21 protein-coding genes are annotated in these 17,499 nt (G+C 54.5%); 14 read left to right on the top strand and 7 right to left on the bottom strand.

Annotated features, from left to right (window positions below):
* Positions 1–58 precede the first annotated feature (58 nt).
* Both gyaR and CS910_RS07510 read right to left on the bottom strand, forming a co-directional pair.
* On the bottom strand, positions 59–1,060 hold the full coding sequence (gene gyaR / locus CS910_RS07515) for a glyoxylate reductase (protein ID WP_099210806.1): 1,002 nt from the start codon (positions 1,058–1,060) through the stop codon (positions 59–61).
* 34 nt (positions 1,061–1,094) lie between these two features.
* Positions 1,095–2,282 (bottom strand): aromatic amino acid transport family protein, encoded by a 1,188-nt coding sequence (locus CS910_RS07510; protein ID WP_099210804.1) that lies wholly within the window; start codon positions 2,280–2,282, stop codon positions 1,095–1,097.
* Between the two features lie 149 nt (positions 2,283–2,431).
* Here CS910_RS07510 and cobB point away from each other — a divergent pair, with 149 nt between their 5' ends.
* From cobB to CS910_RS07465, 9 genes are all read left to right on the top strand, one after another.
* The gene (gene cobB / locus CS910_RS07505) at positions 2,432–3,184 is read left to right on the top strand and encodes an NAD-dependent protein deacetylase (protein ID WP_099210803.1); all 753 of its coding nucleotides are present in this window, start codon (positions 2,432–2,434) and stop codon (positions 3,182–3,184) included.
* The gene (locus tag CS910_RS07500; RefSeq protein WP_099210801.1) at positions 3,181–3,582 is read left to right on the top strand and encodes a DUF3783 domain-containing protein; all 402 of its coding nucleotides are present in this window, start codon (positions 3,181–3,183) and stop codon (positions 3,580–3,582) included. Before cobB ends, CS910_RS07500 begins: the two co-directional genes overlap by 4 nt.
* A 31-nt stretch (positions 3,583–3,613) precedes the next feature.
* Complete coding sequence (locus CS910_RS07495; protein WP_099210799.1) at positions 3,614–4,342, top strand: TIGR02253 family HAD-type hydrolase; 729 nt, start codon at positions 3,614–3,616, stop codon at positions 4,340–4,342.
* On the top strand, positions 4,299–4,880 hold the full coding sequence (locus tag CS910_RS07490; RefSeq protein ID WP_099210797.1) for an ASCH domain-containing protein: 582 nt from the start codon (positions 4,299–4,301) through the stop codon (positions 4,878–4,880). Before CS910_RS07495 ends, CS910_RS07490 begins: the two co-directional genes overlap by 44 nt.
* 34 nt (positions 4,881–4,914) lie before the next feature.
* A complete protein-coding gene (locus CS910_RS07485; protein WP_099210795.1) occupies positions 4,915–5,532 on the top strand; it encodes a phosphatase PAP2 family protein in 618 nt (205 codons plus the stop codon).
* On the top strand, positions 5,525–5,986 hold the full coding sequence (locus tag CS910_RS07480; protein WP_099210793.1) for a COG2426 family protein: 462 nt from the start codon (positions 5,525–5,527) through the stop codon (positions 5,984–5,986). Before CS910_RS07485 ends, CS910_RS07480 begins: the two co-directional genes overlap by 8 nt.
* Positions 5,987–6,175: 189 nt before the next feature.
* Entirely contained in the window at positions 6,176–6,691 is a 516-nt protein-coding gene (locus CS910_RS07475) for a MogA/MoaB family molybdenum cofactor biosynthesis protein (protein ID WP_099210791.1), read from the top strand.
* 180 nt (positions 6,692–6,871) lie between these two features.
* Complete coding sequence (locus CS910_RS07470; RefSeq protein ID WP_223211944.1) at positions 6,872–7,021, top strand: PIN domain-containing protein; 150 nt, start codon at positions 6,872–6,874, stop codon at positions 7,019–7,021.
* Positions 7,022–7,023: 2 nt separating this feature from the next.
* Positions 7,024–8,214, top strand: a complete 1,191-nt coding sequence (locus CS910_RS07465) for a molybdopterin molybdotransferase MoeA (protein WP_099210789.1) — start codon at positions 7,024–7,026, stop codon at positions 8,212–8,214.
* On the opposite strand, the gene CS910_RS07460 is transcribed toward CS910_RS07465, so the two are convergent.
* From CS910_RS07460 to CS910_RS07450, 3 genes are all read right to left on the bottom strand, one after another.
* Positions 8,211–8,438 carry a hypothetical protein gene (locus CS910_RS07460; RefSeq protein WP_145955383.1) on the bottom strand — a complete coding sequence of 76 codons (228 nt, stop codon included), beginning with the start codon at positions 8,436–8,438 and terminating at the stop codon, positions 8,211–8,213. The two genes, CS910_RS07465 and CS910_RS07460, sit on opposite strands and share 4 nt — an antisense overlap.
* A 354-nt stretch (positions 8,439–8,792) precedes the next feature.
* The gene (locus CS910_RS07455) at positions 8,793–9,887 is read right to left on the bottom strand and encodes a DUF835 domain-containing protein (protein ID WP_099210785.1); all 1,095 of its coding nucleotides are present in this window, start codon (positions 9,885–9,887) and stop codon (positions 8,793–8,795) included.
* Positions 9,874–10,926, bottom strand: a complete 1,053-nt coding sequence (locus tag CS910_RS07450; protein ID WP_099210783.1) for a hypothetical protein — start codon at positions 10,924–10,926, stop codon at positions 9,874–9,876. Before CS910_RS07450 ends, CS910_RS07455 begins: the two co-directional genes overlap by 14 nt.
* A 117-nt stretch (positions 10,927–11,043) precedes the next feature.
* On the opposite strand from CS910_RS07450, the gene CS910_RS07445 reads away from it, so the two are divergent.
* Both CS910_RS07445 and CS910_RS07440 read left to right on the top strand, forming a co-directional pair.
* Positions 11,044–12,324 carry a phenylacetate--CoA ligase family protein gene (locus tag CS910_RS07445; RefSeq protein WP_099210781.1) on the top strand — a complete coding sequence of 427 codons (1,281 nt, stop codon included), beginning with the start codon at positions 11,044–11,046 and terminating at the stop codon, positions 12,322–12,324.
* A gap of 79 nt (positions 12,325–12,403) precedes the next feature.
* A complete protein-coding gene (locus CS910_RS07440) occupies positions 12,404–13,651 on the top strand; it encodes an HD domain-containing protein (protein ID WP_099210779.1) in 1,248 nt (415 codons plus the stop codon).
* Here the strand turns inward: CS910_RS07440 and CS910_RS07435 are convergent.
* On the bottom strand, positions 13,644–14,600 hold the full coding sequence (locus CS910_RS07435; RefSeq protein ID WP_042689790.1) for a transcriptional regulator: 957 nt from the start codon (positions 14,598–14,600) through the stop codon (positions 13,644–13,646). The genes CS910_RS07440 and CS910_RS07435 overlap by 8 nt on opposite strands.
* Before the next feature lie 46 nt (positions 14,601–14,646).
* Here CS910_RS07435 and CS910_RS07430 point away from each other — a divergent pair, with 46 nt between their 5' ends.
* From CS910_RS07430 to CS910_RS07420, 3 genes are read left to right on the top strand one after another with little or no spacing between them, the layout of a single operon-like run.
* Positions 14,647–15,234: a GNAT family N-acetyltransferase gene (locus tag CS910_RS07430; RefSeq protein ID WP_099210777.1), complete on the top strand. Its 588-nt coding sequence runs from the start codon at positions 14,647–14,649 to the stop codon at positions 15,232–15,234.
* Positions 15,221–16,150, top strand: coding sequence for an AAA family ATPase (locus CS910_RS07425; protein WP_099210775.1), 930 nt, complete (start codon positions 15,221–15,223; stop codon positions 16,148–16,150). Before CS910_RS07430 ends, CS910_RS07425 begins: the two co-directional genes overlap by 14 nt.
* Positions 16,151–16,160: 10 nt before the next feature.
* A complete protein-coding gene (locus CS910_RS07420; RefSeq protein ID WP_099210773.1) occupies positions 16,161–16,766 on the top strand; it encodes a hypothetical protein in 606 nt (201 codons plus the stop codon).
* 10 nt (positions 16,767–16,776) lie between these two features.
* Here CS910_RS07420 and CS910_RS07415 read toward each other — a convergent pair whose 3' ends face one another.
* Positions 16,777–17,427, bottom strand: coding sequence for a peroxiredoxin (locus tag CS910_RS07415; RefSeq protein ID WP_099210771.1), 651 nt, complete (start codon positions 17,425–17,427; stop codon positions 16,777–16,779).
* Positions 17,428–17,499: the final 72 nt, after the last annotated feature.

Genomic DNA, 17,499 nt, shown 5'->3' with positions numbered 1-17,499 from the left:
GTCCAGCTCATCACCGTCAGCCGAGGGTGTCGTCATCATCGCCCAAAAAGGACGGGGTTCAGTCGAACCCCGGCTTCCTGACCTTCACAACGTCCCTGTTAACCAATGTCGGCGGAATCTGGCCGTTCTTGAATGCGATGAGGTTCCTCGCCACGAGCTCGGCCATGCCTTCTCTGGCCCCGAAGGTCGCGCTACCGATGTGGGGCGCCAAGACCACGTTCTTCAGGCTGAAGAGCTCTTCGTTGTAGTAGGGCTCCTCCTCATAGACGTCTAAACCAGCTCCGGCAATCCAGCCCTCCCTAAGGGCCTTGATGAGCGCTTCCGTGTCAACGACCTTTCCGCGCGCTATGTTCACGAGAATTGCCGTTTCCTTCATGAGTCTAAATTCATTCTCGCCTATCATGTGGTATGTTTCCCTCGTCAGTGGGACGGCCAGAACCACGAAGTCGCTCTCGCTCAGGAGCTCGTTGAGGGGCTTGAACTCTGCGTTGAGTTCCTTCTCCGCCTCTGGCTTCCTCGTGCGGGAGTAGTAGAGGATTCTCATGCCGAAGCCCCTGGCACGTTTCGCCACTGCCTGCCCGATTCTACCGAAGCCAATGATTCCGATGGTTTTGCCGTAAACGTCGTAGCCCAAGAACCAGCGCGGATGCCAGGCGATGCCCTTCCGCTTCCACTCGCCGGAGCGCGTGAAGTTATCGGCCTCGATTAACCTTCTCGCCGTCGCTAGGAGAAGCGTCCACGCGAAGTCCGCCGTCGCGTCGGTGAGGACGTCTGGAGTGTTCGTTACGTAGATTCCCCTCCGCGTTGCCTCCTCGACGTCTATGTTGTCGTAGCCCACAGCGTAGTTCGCGACGATTCTGAGCTTCGGGGCGTTGTCGAAGACCTCCCTGTCAATCCTCTCGCTGAGCATCGTGACGAGCGCGTCAGCATCGCGGACCTTTTCGAGCAAAACCTCCCTCGGGATTTCCCGTTCCTCTGGCCAGACCTCGACCTCGAAGTGCTCCCTCAAAAGCTCGATGCCGTTCTCGGGAATCGCGCGCGTGATGAAGACCCTCGGCATGACCACCACCGGATAAAGAAAAGAGGGGACGCTTTTAGCGTTTTCTCAGCTTGTCAACGAGCCAGATGAGTATCGGCAGGATTATAAAGGCCATCATGTCTCCAGTGTCGCCGGCGAAGGCCAGGACGTCCGCGAAGTTCTTGATTCCTGCGAAGTACACTGCCGCTGGCGGGATAACGGTTAGGGCCCACGCAACGGGCCTTTTGAGCTTCACAAACTCCTCGTTGTTGCTCTGCTGTGCCAGGGCTATCCCTATGTAGCTCGTCGTTATGGCAAGTAGGGGAATGAGGTTGCCGATTATCTTTCCAAGCCTTCCATAGAGCCACTGGAGCCCCTGGGTGGCAATCTGTGGCGTGTTCTTTCCGAAGGCCAGCAGGAACGCCGCCATAAATATGGCGTAAATTGCAGTCGGTATGATGAAGGCCCAGACGAGGACCTTCTTGGTCTCCTCGTAGCTTCCGAGGCCCTTGTAGACGTCGGGAATCACCGTGTGACAGCCGAGGGCGAAGATGGCAACACCCGTTATGCTTAGGATTCCCGAGAGGTCGGTGTAGAGGCCGTTGCTCAGCTTCGCATGGGGAACGAGCATCACGGTGACCGCTATGAAGAGGGCAAGCATTATGTAGCTCATGGCCAGTTCGGTCTTTCCGCTCGCCTCAAGACCGCGGTAAACGACTATCGAGGCGAGAACCCAAAAGATGAACGCTCCTGCAGTTTCACTTATCCCGAAGAGGCTTGCGAAAACGCTTCCCATCCCCGCTATGTAAGCTAAGATGGCTCCGAAGCTCATAATGAATATGCTGACGTACATCAGCCAGCCGCCGGCCTTTCCGAGGACGCGCTGGGCTATGGTGCTCATCTGCGCCCCCCCCATTCCTGCCGAGAACTTGAGGACTATGAAGCCAGTCGCCAGCATGAGCACCATGACGCCAAAGAGGACGAGCATGGCCGGAATCAGACCGACTTTGCTGGCGGCGTAGGGCAGGCCGAGCACTCCAGCGCCTATCTGGGTCCCGACTAGGATTGCCAGAGCTTCTCCCTTTGTTATGCGCTTCTTCTCAACGCGAATCGTGCTTACCCTAAGCCCCCTCACCGCTTTCCTCTTCCTGAGGTTCTGAATCAGGATGAGCTTTTTCCGCCTCTGGGCCGCCAGTCTCTCCGAGTAGTAACGGCCGTGTGAGGTAGTGACCTTGCTCCTCGGGGTTCCATCGGTAATCGGCATCTCGCATCACCTCCGTCCAATGCACCGATGAACACAATTTAAACCCTCGCTCGGAAGGCTGAAGGTTGCTTCTAATATCCTTCGATGTTTTTGTTTATAGAGCTTAACCTTTAGTAGGGTTTTTAAATTCCACTTGATTAGGGGATGGCATGAAGGGACACGCCGCTAAAATCCTGGCAAGGTCCCGCTTTGCCATAGCCTTTACCGGTGCGGGAATCAGTGCCGAAAGCGGTGTTCCAACGTTCAGAGGCTCCAACGGCCTGTGGAAGCGCTATCGTCCAGAAGAGCTCGCAACGCCCGAAGCCTTCGATAGGGACCCTCGCCTCGTCTGGGAGTTTTACAGGTGGAGGATGCGCAGGATTCTGGATGCGAAGCCGAACCCCGCCCACTACGCCCTGGCAGAACTTGAGAGAATGGGAGTTCTCAAAGCCGTAATCACGCAGAACGTTGACGACCTGCACCGCGAGGCAGGAACAAGGAACCCCATAGAGCTCCACGGAAACATCTTTCGGGTTCGCTGTACCTCTTGCCCCTACAGGGAGAACTTGAAGGAGAGCGGCCGGGTTCATGAGTTCGTGGACTCAAAGGACCTTCCGAGGTGCCCCCGTTGCGGCTCCCTCCTCAGGCCCGACGTGGTCTGGTTCGGGGAGGCCCTGCCGCGGGGGACTTTGGAAGAAGCCTTTCGGCTGGCGGAGAAGGCCGACGCGGTCATCGTCGTCGGAACGAGCGGCGTAGTGTATCCCGCCGCGTACATACCTTACATAGTTAAGGAGCACGGCGGTAGGGTTATCGAGGTGAACGTCGAGAGGAGCGGAATAACGCCTATTGCGGACGTTTTCCTGCGCGGGAAGGCGGCTGAAGTCCTTCCAAAGCTCGTTGAGCTCGTGAGGGAGTTAAGATGAAGCTGCTCCTGATAGGTTTTACCGAGGAGGAAATCGAGAGGATTGCAAAGCTCGGCTATCCGATTCTGCCGGTTCCCGAGCACTTCAGGAAGCTCACCCTGACGGAGATACTCGAAAGAACCACTGAGGACGGGAACCTTGACTGGACCGGTGAAAGGTTCGTCATCATGCACGATCTCGACAACGAGGGTATCAAGAGGGTCATAGGTGATGTCAGGAAGCTGGCTGAAGGAAGGGTAATCTTCGCGACGACGACTGAGACGAACCTTAGCTGGACGCTGGAGGAGCTCCTCGAAGAGTTGAGAAGAGAAGACGAGTACTTCAGGGCTGTGAGGGAGGCGAAAAAACAGACCAGAGGGAAAAGAGGACTCTTCCTTGACATCGGCAACGTTAAATAGTCGTGAGGAGAAGGAACCAAGGGGTCGGGGTATGATTAAGGCAGTCCTGTTCGACCTTGACGACACGATTGTTGACACCACCCGCTTAGCTGAGATGGCACGTCGAAACGCGATAGAGAACATGATACGCCACGGCCTCCCCGTTGACTTCGAAACCGCCTACAGCGAGCTTCTTGAGCTGATAGCCGAGTACGGTAGCAACTTCAACAGGCACTTCGATTACCTCCTCAGGCGTCTTGAGCTCCCCAACAACCCCAAGTGGATTGCCTCCGGTGTTATAGCCTACCACAACACGAAGTTCGCCTACCTAAAGAGCGTCCGGGGCGCGCGGAAGGTCCTCCTCGAGCTCAAGAAAGAGGGTTACCTTCTCGCAATAATCACCGACGGCGACCCGATAAAGCAGTGGGAGAAGATACTCCGCCTCGAACTCGACGAGTTCTTTGACGAGGTGTTTATCTCGGACTACCTCGGCGTCAAGAAGCCTCATCCAAAGATTTTTAAGCGGGCCCTCAGGAAGCTCGGTGTCAGGCCCGAAGAGGCCCTGATGGTCGGCGACAGGCTTTACTCGGACATCTACGGGGCTAAGCAGGTGGGTATGAGGACCGTCTGGTTCCGCTATGGAAAATACCGCGACAGGGAGCTCGACTACCTCGACTACGCCGACTTCACGATTGAGAGCCTTGAAGAGGTTCCGAAGATTGTGAGGGGACTCAACGATGAGGAAGAAGAGCGTTCAGATTCGGAAGTTCATGCTGATTGACAGCTCATACAAGTCAAGAATCCTGAGGGGAGACAAAGTCACGACGATACGCTACGGTAGCTACGAGGCGAAACCTGGAAGCGAGGTTTATCTCGTGGTAACGCCGAGCGACACTGCCATAGCGAAGGTCAGAATCACGAAGGTTGAGCGGAAGAAGGTTAGAGAGCTCACCAACGAAGACGCCAAGCTCGACGGCTTCTCCGACGTTAAGGAGCTCCTCCGCGAGCTGAACAAAATCTACGGCGAGCTTTACGGGGACGACGAGGTCACCGTAATAGGCTTCGAGGTCGTCAAGGCCTTCAGGGACGGAATCCCCCTCAAGTGGCTCAAGGGCCTCAACTACCGCGAGCCGGAGGAGATAGCGCGCCTCTACCTCGAAAACCAGGACAGGCTTAACTTCAACCGCGAAACGGACTTCATAATGCGCCGTATCTACAACGAGGGCCTCGGAAAGGCCGTCAGAACCTTCGGACCGAAGAGGGTTCGGGGGGCCCTTCTCAAGGTTTACCACGGACTCTACAACGAGGGGCTGATTTAGAAAAGCTTTTTAGCTCAAACTCTTTCTCCAATCCATGTCCAGCGAATCCCTCAAGAACTGGAAGTTCCTGCTGAACACGGCGTTGCTGGTTCTCGTTCTTGTCCTTCAGCTCACGGGTTTAATGGCCGGCATGAACTCCCGGGTGGACGCGCTCCTTCCATCGCCGAACCCGGGCCTGATGAACGTCCTGACGGCTTTCGGAAGCGACCTGTTCCTCGTTCCCTTCGCAATCGCTGTCATCTACCTCGACATCAGGAACTCGGGAAGGCTCTCGCGGGAGACGCTCGTTTTCCTCGTCTCGGCCTTCGTCGGTCTCGTCATAGTCGGGGTTCTCAAGGTTGCAATCAACGAGCCGAGACCCCGCAACCACGGGGGCTACTCCTTCCCCTCGGGCCACACCTACAGAGGGGCAATAATCGCGGTCTACGCCTCGAACCGCTGGAAGCGGGCAACTCCCCTGGCAGTTATCTTCGCGGTCGGAGTTGCGATAACGCGGCTGCTCCTCCATGTCCACTGGTTCGGCGACGTCCTCTTCAGCCTGTTGCTAGCTCCGTGGGTCTACAGCATCGTCAAGGCCACCCAGGACTCGTGGCTTCCGCTCTACAGGCGGGTAATCTCAAGGCTCGGACTGGGGGTGCTCGACGTTGAATAGCTTCCTCGAGGTCTTCCTGCTCTCCCTCGTGCCGACCTTTGAGGGGCGCTACGCGATAGTTTACGGCATAGGGAGGGGCTACCCCCTCTGGGAAACCCTCTTAAGTGCTTCCCTCGGCGTGCTCACCCTCTCGCTTCTCCTGCCTGCACTGCTCCCCTACATAGACCGGATAATGCTCTGGCTCGAAAAAACGCCCCTCAGAAAGGTGGCACACCTCTACCTCCACTACGTGGAGCGGGTTCGAAAAAAGGCGCACCCCTACGTGGAGAGGTGGGGCTTCATCGGCCTCACGATTTTCGTTGCCATTCCTCTTCCCGGAACGGGGATATGGACCGGGGCTTTGGCGGCTTACCTCCTCGGAATTGAGAAAAAGCAGACGGTTCCGGCTTTAATTCTCGGCGGGCTTTTGAGCATGGCAATAACGGTTCTGCCTGCACTGGGGCTGTTAGGGTGATGATATGGGCTGGCTTAGGCGCTTCAAGCTCCTTTTCGCCCTTACCTACGTGGGATTCCTCGGAAACATTGCGCTGACTTCCTCCCCGCCCTAACGGGCGAGGCTTTCAAGAGAAAATGTATCCCTGTTAAACGCTTCCGTTTGCTGAAAGGTTATTAAGGCCGCCGAACATTTTACCCCGGTGGTAACATGGGCGTTGAGGAGCACAAGAGGAAGGCACCCAGGAAGTTTCGATTTGCTGTCATAACGGTCAGCGACACCGCGAGCAGGGGCGAGAAGGAAGATGCCAGCGGGAAGTTCCTCATCGAGGAGCTGGAGAAGGCGGGACACGAGCGGGTTCTCTACAGGGTCGTGCCGGACGAGAAGATGGCGATAATAGGTGCCGTAGTTGAGGCCTTCGAGAAGGGGGCTGATGTTGTCGTTACCTCCGGCGGGACCGGAATAGCGAGCAGGGACGTGACGATAGAGAGCCTGAGGCCGCTTTTCGACAAGGAGCTCACGGGCTTCGGCGAAATCTTCAGGCTGATGAGCTACGAGGAGATAGGCACGGCGGCGATAATGACGAGGGCGACCGCCGGCGTCATCAGGAGCTCGGGAAGGGCGATGGCGGTCTTCTGCCTCCCGGGAAGCCTCGGGGCGGCTAAGACCGGAATAAAGATTATCCTCAGGGAGGCCGGCCACGTCCTCAAGCACGGGAGGGAGTAACCTTATAGCCTGTTACCCCGTATCCCCGAAGGGTGAAGCCGATGGAGAGCGTTGATGATGCTAAGAAACATGTCCCCCAGAAGGACGAGAGGGCAAAGGCCCCTTCGAAAGTTGCAGGGGGGCACTTGGAACGTTCGACGAGGAGACGATTCAGTGGGCTATTCGGGAGGCTGAGGAGATTTGAAGAACGTTGTCTTCATGGAGAAATACCACCTAATGCCCTCCGATGCTCAGATAGTTCTCACCTGCAAGAGCTACGGGGTTGATAAGATTGCAACCTTCGATTCCGACTTCACGAGGGTTGACTTCCTCAAAGTTTTGGGGGTGTGAAAATGAGAGAGTTCAAGCGCCTCACTCCTTACAGGGAGGCACTAAAGTTACTCCTCGATGACCTGAACGAAATTAGAGAAACCGAAGAAGTTCCCCTCGAGGATGCCCTCGGCAGGGTCCTGGCTGAGGACATCGTTTCACCGATAGACAACCCGCCCTTTGACCGTTCGGCGGTTGACGGCTACGCTTTACGCGCTGAGGACACCTTCCCCGCGAGGGAATACAGCCCCGTCGAGCTGAGGGTCGTTGACGAGATTGTCGCTGGCGAGGAAAGCGGGGCGAAGGTGGAGCCGGGAACGGCCGTGAAACTCATGACCGGCTCGAAGATGCCCGAGGGAGCGAACGCGGTTCTGATGCAGGAGATGGCAGAGCGCGAGGGGGACGTGATAAGGGTTCTCCGTCCCGTTGCTCCCGGCCAGAACGTCGCCTTCGCAGGCGAGGACGTAAAGAAGGGGGAGGTAATCCTGCGGAAGGGGCAGGTACTCAGGCCCCAGGACCTCGCGCTTCTCAAGAGCGTGGGTTTCAAGACCGTTGAGGTCAAGAGGAAGCCCAGGGTTGGAATAATCGTTACAGGCGACGAGCTTATTGAGGAGTTCGACGGAGATGCCTTGAAATCCGGCAAAATCCTTGAGAGCAACTCCGTCATGCTGAAGGGCCTCGTGAGGCAGTACTTCGGCGAGCCCATCTTCTACGGCGTCGTTCCTGACAATGAAGACGCGATAGGGAATGCAATCGAGCGGGCGAAGGCCGAGAACGACCTCGTGCTCGTCACCGGCGGTTCGGCCTTTGGGGACAAGGACTTCGCCCACCGGTTCGTTAACTTGCTCTTCCACGGGACGACGATAAAACCCGGAAGGCCGATAGGCTACGGCGAGAGGGTATTCATAATGAGCGGTTATCCCGTGGCAGTGTTTGCCCAGTTCCACCTTTACGTCAAGCACGCCTTGGCCAAGCTGGTTGGAGCCAGAAACTACGAGGCGCGGGTTAAGGCGGCGCTAATCGATAGGGTTCCGAGCCAGCTCGGTAGATACGAGTTCGTCAAGGTCTGGTACGAGAGTGGAAAGGCAAAGCCCATCAAGAAGAGGGGCAGTGGACTTATAAGCTCGCTCGTGGAGAGCAACGGTTATGTGGAAATCCCTGAAGACAGTGAGGGGTACCTTGAGGGAGAAGAAGTCTGGGTGACATTATACTAAAAGTCCCTAATCAGGGTTCCACTGTCTGGGACCTTTATAATTTCTCTAACGTCATCTGGAAGTTCTTCAATAATTTCCAACTCTTTTTGGGTAATATCCTGAATTATCTCCATGGCTTCGCGTTTTCTCTGTTCTAATACTTCGTAGACTGGATTATCCCTAAGCCAGGGTATAAGTTCTTTAACATTCTGCTCCGGAGGTTTCATAAGATCACTCTCAGTCATGGCATTATTCATTATGCGTTTCGGGTTAATAACCCTTTCTATCGTCCGTCCAACAGTGTGACAATATATAACTAAAAGGAACATTATCAACTCAGAGAACAGCTGGTAGATGTCGCCCGCCCGTAACGCCCGCCCTCATCGAAGGCAACGCCACACTCAGGCGGGTTAACCCAGGCGGGCGAGAACTGTGCCCGGCCTGGGTTTCCCGTGGTCATCGCGCTCCGGGACGCGGAAGGCCCTCCCGCGGGGACCTCGCTGAGGCCGGGCTGTAGCCCCCGCATCGCCCCCCGGTTCATTCTCCCCGGGGTCCTCGCGCGGGGGCGTTTCTAAGTATGAGACGTGGTTTATAAACCCTCACTCGAGGAGTTTTCTTAGCTGGTTGAAGAGCCGTTCTTCCACGCTGTTTCTGTCTACGACGATGATGAGCGTTCCACCCCTAACCAGCACTAAGTCTCTAAGCTTGGACAGAAACTTCATAAGCGAATCCCAATGGTTGTACATGCTGAGGTACTCCAGACAATCCATAACAACAACCCCAGGTAAGCCCATCCGTTTGGTTTCCTCTAGGTACTGGTAGACGATTTCCGTCATCTTAGCGAGTTCTGTGGGGTTTATCGTTCCCGAGATTCCCTCCTTCCGAAAAGGGACTGCAGTTATAAAGTAGGTTTTCCAGCTTTTCTGGGAGTACTTTAAGTCGCGAAGAAATGCAAGCACTGGCGCTTCTCGAAGCTTCGGAAGAACCTCCTCGAAATCTTCCGGCTGGAGTATAATTGTCCCGCTATGAATTTCAGGAACCCTAACCTCGCCTCTCCCCTCAAGGAATTCCCTTGTAGAGGTTAACCTGAGCATTGAATATGCCATCATTATCGTGAGCGCCGTTGAGAGGGTAAAGCCAATGGGAAGGTACCACTCGTAGAGACCGAAAAGTGCCGCTGGAACTAAGTGAAGACCAAACAGTAGAACGCTGAGGTATAGAACCTTCGCAGGCTTTTTGTAAACCGTCTCAAGGGGCCTCAGAAGGACACCGCTGGCAAACACAAAAGCCCCACTTATTCCCAGGGAGACCCCCGCGGTGAGGGCCCAGTCGGCATTTCCTGTGAAGTGATACACCGAGGCAACGAAGATATAAAAAATCGGTGCCATAAGTGCCATCCTTTGGAGAATATAGTGGGGGACCGGAATCAACTCTTCATCGAGTAGTCTCACGGACCCCATAAAAACCAGCATGGCAAAGATAGTCAGTGAAAATTCAGCAATCATCCGTATCAGGGGATTCATCGACATTGAAAGAACAACCATCAGCATATCGGCAAACCATGCGGCGGAAAAGAATAGGGCAGACCTTCTACGCCTCCTCAAGTATACGCGGAGGATTAAGAAAGCGGCCGTCAGGTCAGCAAGTATCACGAGAAATCCGCTGATGTAGGGGATAAAATCAGCGGAGGTCATGAACAACCCTCCTCGGGTCGGCGAAGCCGTCCCATCTAAACGGTCCGGCCGGCGGAGCCCGAATGGCAGTCTCGTCTTCAACCTTCACGACGAGCACCTCCGGTCTGGCTATAACCACGGCCAGCAAACCCCGTTCACCGTAGTCCACCACGCGGTATCCATCCGCTGTTTTTTCGACCGGAAGAACCAGTGTGAATGGCCAGTTGGGGTAGTAGGATATCTTCCTTTTCCCGGGAATCCCTATGAGGTCGCCGAAGAGGTAGTAGCCGTAGAGCGGAATTGCCCGGGCGTTTGGGAACTTTTCCTCAACTTCCTTGAGAAAAGCGACGTCTGTTCCAACACCGCTTAGAATAACTGCTTCTATATCCTCCGATACGCTTTCAAAGAGCCCGATTAAAGGTGGTGCGGTCCTCGCGAGGTTTATCCTGTCCCTCTTAAGTACGCGCTCGGTGTAGCGGACGAGCGGGTTGAGAATTCTTAGGACTTCCTCAACTCCTTTCTCCTCCAAAACCTTCTTCAACCCGTCGGTTTCCATGCCTATGAAGTACAGGTAACCACCGTAGCTCCACACGAGCTCGCTTATCTCGTCCTGATACCAGCCGTAGGGGCCGTGTGCAAGGGCACGCATCCTGCCCGGGGGAAACGTTTCGTTCAGGCCGTAAAGTTCGTCGAGGGAGGATTTAAGGTACGAGACGAGGTATCTCACGTATTCCCTGTCCCAGTGTCCGATGGCCCTCTCGCGCGTAGTTCCTGAGGACTGATAAAAGCGAACTCTACCAGGGTAGCCCTCTGGTAGAAAATCGGGCCAGTTGGCACGTAGGTAATCTTCCTCTACGAGAAAGTCCCTGTTGAGCATGTTTTCGACTGTCTCAATGATGGTGTTCCCCACAATTTCCTCATCGGCAACATGGAAGCTCTTCCAATAGGGTGTGTGTTTGAGGTGATAACGGATGGTTCTTTTGAGGTGGCTTAGAACTTCGTCTTCTTCGACTTTAAGGGGTTCCTCAATTAGACTTTCCGGGACATCTTCGTACGTCATAGCATGTAATTGTTCACAGGAGAATATAAGCCTTTCTTAAACGTCTTTCTAAACGAGAGTTGCATTTTGAACCCATAAGGTTAAATAAACCAACGCCCAATGTTGATGGGTGACGCCATGCCCACCGTTATATATCGTAAAACCCTACTGGATGGGTTTAAATACACCCTGAGCAAGGCCGTGGAAACGACTCCGTTCTGGAAAGAGAAATTCGAGGGTCTTGACCTGGAAGGGATTTCTCCGGAAACCCTCTGTGAACTAACGGCCAGGGTAACAATCAAGCCCCACGACCTTTACGAGAGGTCCCGCGTCTGGCCGGACTACATACGGGAGGGCCGTCTCTTCCACGCGGTTATGCGAACCAGCGGGACGACCGGCCGGCCGAAGAGGGTGCCCTTCACCCCGGACGACAAGAGACGAACCGCACGCCAGATGGCGCCCTGGGTCAACGAGTACTTCGAGAAGGGCGAACGAGTCGCTTCGTTCTTCCCGCCACTGCCGTCCTCATCGGGCAACTTCGCACTGAGCGGGCTTGAGGGCAACAACGCAGGGGTTGCGTACTTCCAGGTGCCGATTACCTACCTCCAGAACAGGGAACTCCTTCTCAATGAGCTTGAGGACATAAAGCCAACCTCGATATGGGCCCTAACTGCCACCGCCTACAACCTTGGCCTCATTCTGCCGGAGAAGCTCAGGGAGGACGTTAAAACGATAGTCGTCGGCGGTGAGACACTCACTCCAGAGCTGGCCAAGGCCACCCTTGAGCTGTTCCCTAACGCCGTCGTCATAGACAACTTCGGCTCGACGGAGGACGACGTTACCGGCTTCAGGATAGTTACGAGAAAGGGAGCAACGCCCTTCCACTTCGGGGAGTCCGTAATAGTCCTTGAGGACACCGGCGACGAGGATTATCCGGAATACAAGAGGCTCTACATTACCAAGGTCATGCGCGAGGGCGAGCTAACTGGATTACCGCTCTTCAACTACGACATCGGTGATTTGGCGAGGCTCGAAAACGGCGAAGTCGTCAGCATAATCCGCGTTAAGGACGTCGTCGTTCTCTCCGGGGCAAAGCTCCACATAGACCAGGTAATGGAGATAGTCTACGGTCATCCCGAGCTCAAGGACTTCGTGATACTCTACCACCCGCTCTCGCCGGACAACCCGAGGCCCAGGGTGGTCGTAAGGGTTGCCTACGAGGGTGAAAAACCAGCTGGAATCGAGGATGAGGTGAGGGAGCTCATCTACGAGGCCAACAATCCGGTTCGCTACGAGGTCGAGGAAGCGAAGAGCTCGGAGCTCATAATCGAGGCAGTCCCGCTGGAAAAGCTCCGCGAGGGCCTTCCAGTCAGGCCTGGGAAGACCAAGAGAATATACGTCGCCGGAAAGGACTTCTGATTTTCTTTCCTTTAACCTCCTTGTCATAATGCCGAAAAGTTATTTAAGGCCCTTCTCAGATTTCCAGCCGGTGGTGGGAATGGCGAAAGCGAAGATTATCCACGACGGAATCCACGGTAGCATGAAGGTCACGGGGGTAATCCTTGAACTCGTCAAAACGCCCGAGTTCCAGAGGCTCAGGCACATAAGACAGCTCGGTCTGGCGTACCTCGTCTATCCCGGCGCCAATCACTCGCGCTTCGAGCACTCCCTCGGAACTTGGCACATAGCAAAGCGCCTCTCCGACGAGGTCGGGCTCGATGAAGACGAAAGCCTGCTCCTTCAGGTCGGCGCTTTACTTCACGATATCGGGCACGGGCCCCTAAGCCACACCTTTGAGGGAATCTACCGGCACTACGTGAAGGAGCGCGACCACATGCGCCTCGGCCAGGACATCATAACGGGGCGGATAAACATAACCGGCGACGAGGACGGAGGGAAGATTCCGGAGATACTGGAAAACCACGGAATTGAGCCGAGGGAAGTGGCGGACCTAATCCTCGGCAGGGCGAAGAAGCCCTACCTTGGCCAGATGCTTCACGGGGGGGTTGACGTTGACCAGCTCGACTACCTCATCAGAGACGCCCACTACACCGGCGTCGCGCACGGAATAATAGACCTTGAGAGGCTCCTCAAGGTGCTCGAAATCCACGATGACGAGCTCGTCGTCGACGAGAAGGGTGTTGAAGCCGTCGAGGGAATGATGGTGGCGCGCTCGCTGATGTACTCGCGCGTTTACTTCCACCACACGGTGAAGATTGCCGAGGGCATGCTGACCAGAGCTCTGGAGTTCGCCCTTGAAGAGGACCACCTATGGGACTTCTGGAAGATGACCGACTGCCGGGTTTTAGTTGAACTCGAGGATTTAGAGGGCCTGCCTGCGGAGCTCACGAGGCGCGTCCTTTACAGGAAGCTCTACAAGGCCGCGGTTCTCGCGAGCGCGGAGGAGCTCAGCCAGGAGGAGAGGAGGGAGTTGCTGTCGGCTTACAGGAACGTCAAGAGGAGGCAGGAGCTTGAGAGGGCCCTGGCGGAAGCCGTTGGTGCAAGCGAGGGAGAGGTAATCCTCGAGTTTAGCATAGCAGACCTGATGCTCAGCGAGCCGAGGCTGAAGGAGACCGGCATAAAGGTGCTCCTTGAAAACGGCGAGGTTCAGCCCCTCTCGAAGGTAACGCCCCTTGCGAACGCCCTCAAGAGGAGACAGACTCCCAGGTGGGCCGTTCTCATAGCCTCGCCGGAGAAGTACGTCGGAAAGCTCCGCGAGAGCTGGAGAAAGGTGCTCTTCAGCTGAAGAGCTTCGCCTTTATCTCCTTTTTGAGCTCCTCAATCATCTCAATGAGCTCGTCGGCGTCCCTGACTTCCCTGAGGCTCTCCTTCGGGATTATGGGGACCTCCTTGACGACTTCGGTCTTGGTCTTCTCAAGGATGAACACGCCGTCGGAGTTGATTATCCTGCCAACCTCGGCCACCATCTCGGCCCTCTTCACCGTCGAGCGGGTCTTCCTTTCGTCTATCCCCGTCAGGATTCTGAACTCGTCGCCCTTTGAAACCGCGTTGAACGGGGCCTTCTTAACCTTCACGAGGCCGAGACCGAGGCGCTTCAACCTCTCGAAGACCTCCTTTTCAAGGGGGCTCTCTGGCTTAACGTCGAGCTTCGCTTCCACCCTCGCGTTCAGAACGTCAATCGGCTCGGCCAGGGCCTCGTCGAAGAGCTCTTCGAGCCTAATCGCCACCTCAAGTGAAACGGCCTGCTCACCGCGCTCGTAGTTGAGGAGGGTCTTCCTCGAAACCCCGAGGAGCTGTGCCAGCTCGTTGACCGAATAACCGTGCCTCTCGCGAAGCTCCCTGAGAAGTTCGCCGTTTATCCGGACGTAAAGCCCACCGCGCTCCGCGAAGATGGCCGGTAGCTCGTTGTTTGTGAGGACGTCGTAGAGCGTTTCGGGTCTCAAAGCGTAGATTCCGAAGCGCTCGTAAACAACTCCCTCCTCAAGCTCCGCGTTCTTCGAGCGGAGGCCCACTATGAGGGGGGAAGCGTTGAAGAACTTCGCGAGCCTCTTCAAATCCTCGGCCTGCTCCTCGGTAACGGTGTCTATGTTCGCGACGACCTTGAGGAAGAGAAGAACCACTAACCGGCTCGCGACTATGTCAAAGCAGGAACCTCTAAACTCAAGGCGGGCTGTTTTGTAGCCCGCGCTCCTGAGTATCGCCTCAACGGTTTTGATGAGCTTCTCCCTTTCCATCGGGTTTAAATACTCGTAAGGGCTTAATAAAGTTAAGGTGCGCCCGATGAGGCCGGTCGTTCTCAAAGGCAACCTCGTTTCGCTCGCCGTTCCGCTGAGAGACGACGTAAGGAAAGCGTGGCTCTGGTTCAACGACAGGAGCGTGAGACTCTTCTTAACGGCCCCGGAGGAAGTCTTCTTCTTTGAGGACGAGATGGAGTGGTACGAGAGGATTAGAAAGGCAAAGGAGCGCGAGAAGGTCTTTTCGATAGTGGAGAACTCAACCTCTTCCCTCGTCGGTTTCATAGGGCTCCACAGGATAGACCACCGCGACGGAAGGGCAGAGCTCGGTTACTTCCTCGGAAGGGAGCACTGGGGGAGGGGCTATGGAAGCGAGGCGGTGAAGTTGGCCCTCGATTACGCATTCAACTGGCTCAACCTCCGGAAGGTCTACGCGAGGGTTTACGAGCCGAACGTTGCCTCGATAAAGGTCCTCGAGAAGAACGGCTTCGAACTCGTTGGGAGGCTGAGAAAACACCACCACGTTCCGGGCTACGGCTTCGTGGACGAGCTGATTTTTGAAAGGTTTAGGGATGATTTTTTAAGTTCTGACCTGATACGTGAGAATAGAGGGAACAATCATGTTCATCCGTGAGATAAAAGAAATTTCAGAGTTTCGGGGAATAAAAAAGCTTTCAAGCCCGATTCCATTCAAAAAGTTCAACATACTAATCGGAAAGAACAACGCAGGGAAATCAACACTAATGGAGGCAATACTTCTTGGAACGGTTCCAGAGTATAAGGAGCCAATTACCGGAAGGAGTGTTCTTGAATTCATTAGAGACCGGCACAATGGAGCACACAGGCTCATCTATAAGTACGCAGGACGAGCCAAGACAACATGCGAAACCGAAAAAGGAACAATCACTCACGCGCTGGCAGATAATGGGGAGTTTTTACGTGGGAACAAACATGTTCAGATTGACCTCCATAAGACATCTCCAGTAATTTTCCTTCCATACGACACGAATTTCATGAAACATATCAACAAGTTTCTTGAGGATAAGGAACCCGAAATTGTGAAGAAGGAAATACACACTAAAACTGCGAGGAGAATAAGCGAGGTTCTTGACGAAGAGTTCACTGAGATAGTCCTCAAAAGGGACGGCTGGTACCTCAGGAGGAGTGATGCCAGCTATATTCACATAGAGGACGCCGGAGACGGTGTTAAAAAGAGCGTAAAGGTCATGATGCTCCTTGAGCTCCTACGACCAAAACTGGTCTTATGGGATGATTTTGACACCGCTCTCCACCCCGGAATGTTGTATGAGCTCATGAGATGGCTTGCTCTTGGTCCATGGCAGGTGGTTCTCTCAACTCACAGCATAGACGTCCTGTATTACTTCAATGACCTAAGTGAAGAAATTGAGGAATTTAATGGGCAGGTCATCCTTCTCAGAAAGGACTCACAAGACACTCTCTATCACCGTGAGCTCAGTCCAGACGAAATAGAAACTCTCTTAGAGTCAAATATAGACCCAAGACTCATCGCGACAGAGCTTAAAATTTGAGGTGTCTTCCGTGAGGGTTCTCATACAGTCTCCCACAGGCGCTGATATTATCGCCCTCGTTTTGACAGGAGACGGTCGTACTGAGGAGAAGGTACTTCCAGCAATTGCGAAGAGATACAACGGCAGAGACAAAATCCTTCTTTTTCCAAAAAGGCCGTTATCCAAGAAAACAGGCCTGAACGTTATTAAATCGGTTCCTGAAGTCTACGAGCTTACAGGACACACAAGATACGTTATTCTAATTGATAAGGAGCATTTTGACTTGAAGAAACTTGACGAGATATGCAAGGACCTCTTTAAAGACTATGTCGTTACTGGGTCAAATCCTTATGTTGTTCGTACGAACACTCTTGAAGTTCATATTGTTGTGCAGGGAGAGAAGTTTGCTATTGAAGAATGGGTTGGAAAACTTATCAACCTTGAGCTTGGAAGGGAGGAAGTTAAGCTCGAATACTCAGATGTTAAAAGTTTGAAAAGTCAGATAATGACCGTCATCCGCACGTATGGATACAAAACGCTCACAAAATTTATCCTATCGTGTAAATTGGAGAACTTAGAAACCGCGTTTAAACCACTTGTCGATACACTAAAATACCTGGAAGAGATTGAAGAATAGGGAAAGAAGCTCACTCGAGCTTCTTGTAGCAGAACCACCAGTCGTAGCACTCGATTTCGCCCTTGGCCTTGGCCTCTTCTCTCTGCTTCTTCTCCTCGATGGTGCTGGCCGGCGGGATGATGACCTTGTCGCCGATGAGCTCGTTCTCGGGCCACTTGTGCGGAAGGGCAACTCCCTTCTCGTCGCTGACCTTGAGGGCTTTGACGAGCCTGAGTATCTCGTCCCAGTCCCTGCCGACCTCGGCCGGGTAGTAGACGATGGCCCTTATGACGCCCTTGTCGTCGACGATGAAGACGGCCCTGGCGGTTATCGTTGCTCCGCTCGGAATCATGCCGAGCTTCTCGGCGAGCTCACCGCGGTCGTCGGCTATGACCGGGAACTCAATCTCGACGCCAAGGTTCTCCTTTATCCACTCCATCCACTTGATGTGGCTGAAGACCTGGTCAACGCTCAGTCCAATCGGCTCGACGCCGAGCTCCCTGAACTTGTCGAGCCTCTTCTGCATGGCGTAGAACTCGGTCGTACAGACCGGGGTGAAGTCAGCCGGGTGGCTGAAGAGTATGAACCACTTGCCCTTCTCGGCGAAGTAGTCCGGGAGCTTTATCACTCCGTGGGTGGTCTTGACCTCAACCTCTGGGAACTTTTCTCCTATGACGACCATCTTTCATCACCTCTTCTTTTCCTGTGTCGTCTTCACTATAAACCTCATAGGTTCGAATATATAAGTCTTTCG

It is taken from the genome of Thermococcus henrietii (assembly GCF_900198835.1).
GTDB lineage: Archaea > Methanobacteriota_B > Thermococci > Thermococcales > Thermococcaceae > Thermococcus > Thermococcus henrietii.
Note: the sequence above shows the minus strand (reverse complement) of the source record. Positions and strands in the feature narration are given on the sequence as shown.